At 71.4% G+C, this 1,592-nt stretch carries 1 protein-coding gene and 1 pseudogene; both read left to right on the top strand.

Annotated features, from left to right (window positions below; all coding sequences use genetic code 11):
- Nucleotides 1-1,032: putative bifunctional diguanylate cyclase/phosphodiesterase (locus A612_RS10655; RefSeq protein ID WP_019374473.1), on the top strand; the 1,032-nt coding region annotated here is incomplete at its 5' end.
- 37 nt (nt 1,033-1,069) lie between these two features.
- Nucleotides 1,070-1,592 (top strand): annotated as a pseudogene (locus tag A612_RS10650) (AMP nucleosidase); the annotation flags it as partial.

The raw sequence follows: 1,592 nt of genomic DNA, 5'->3' as shown, positions 1-1,592 counted from the left end.
GCCGATGCGCAGCAGGCAGCCGCCAGCGCCGCCAGCGTGCTGGCCCACCTGCACCAGCCGCACTTGGTGGGCGGGGTCCAGGTGGCGCTGTCGGCCTGCGTCGGCGTCAGCCTGTTCCCGGACGACGGCGACAACGCCGACAAGCTGCTGCGCCGCGCGACCACCGCCGTGCGGCACGCCAAGGAAGCCGGGCGCGGCAGCTACAGCCTCTACCTGCCCACGATGGAGGGCCATGCGCCCGCCGTGCTGCAGCAGGAACACCTGCTGCGCCGCGCGGTGCGCGAACAACAGTTCGTCCTGCACTACCAGCCCCAGGTGCGCGTGGACACCGGCCGGCTGCACGGCTTCGAGGCGCTGGTGCGCTGGCAGCACCCCGAGCAGGGTCTGGTCGGCCCGGACCACTTCATTCCCCTGGCCGAGTCGCGCGGCCTGATCACGGCGATCGGCCGCTGGGTGCTGCGCGAGGCCTGCCGCCAGCTGCGCGCCTGGCACGACGAGGGCCTGCCCCAAGTGCAGGTGTCGGTGAACCTGTCGGCCATCGAGTTCCGCCAGCGCGATGTCGTGGCCGACATCGAACACACGCTGCGCGAGTGCGGGCTGGCGCCGCGCTTCCTGGAGATCGAGATCACCGAAACCGCGCTGATGCAGCACGCCGACCAGACGCGCGAGACGCTGGCCGCGCTGCGTGCGCTCGGCGTATCCGTCACGGTGGACGACTTCGGTACCGGCTATTCCTCGCTCGCCTACCTCAAGCGCTACCCGCTCGACAAGATCAAGGTGGACCGGTCATTCGTCATCGACACGCCGCAGGATGCGGACGACGTGGCCATCGTCACCGCCGTGGTGCAACTGGCGCGCAGCCTGCAGCTGCAGTCGGTGGCAGAAGGTGTCGAAAACCCGGAGCAGCTCGCGCTGCTGCGCGGGCTGGGCTGCGACCTGGCGCAGGGCTACGGCATCGCCCGCCCGATGCCCGCCGCCCAGGCGCTCGAGTGGATGCGCCAGCAGGCGCGCCCGGTGGCGCGCTGCGGGTGAGGCCCCGCCACCTGCCGGGGCGTGGACAATCACCCCCATGGCGCACTTACCCGACCTTCCCCAGCCCAGCCTGCACAGCGACCCGGACGAGGCGCTGGCACGGATCCAGCTGCTGTACCAGCGGCAGATCGACCACCTGCGCGAGGCTATGCAGCGCTTCGTCGCCGGCGAGACGCCCGACGGCGCGGTGCGCGCCTTCTACCCCTACGTGCGCATGCAGACCGCCACTGTGGTGCGCGCGCCCACCCATCTGGCCTATGGCTTCGTCGAGGGGCCCGGGCGCTACGAGACCACCCTCACACGCCCCGACCTGTTTGCCGGCTACTACCGCGAGCAGCTGCGGCTGCTGCGTGCCAGCCACGGGGTGGAGTTCGAGGTCGGCCTGAGCGGCCAGCCGATCCCCATCCATTTCTCCTTTGCCGAGCACGACCACATCGAGGGCACGCTGAGCGCCGAGCGGCGCCTGCTGATGCGCGACGTCTTCGACCTGCCGGACCTCTCGGCCATGGACGACGGCATCGCCAACGGCACCTGGCGGCAGGGCCCGGGCGAGCCGCTGC

This window comes from Melaminivora alkalimesophila, assembly GCF_000282995.1.
GTDB classification, from domain to species: Bacteria; Pseudomonadota; Gammaproteobacteria; order Burkholderiales; family Burkholderiaceae_C; genus Melaminivora; species Melaminivora alkalimesophila.
Note: the sequence above shows the minus strand (reverse complement) of the source record. Positions and strands in the feature narration are given on the sequence as shown.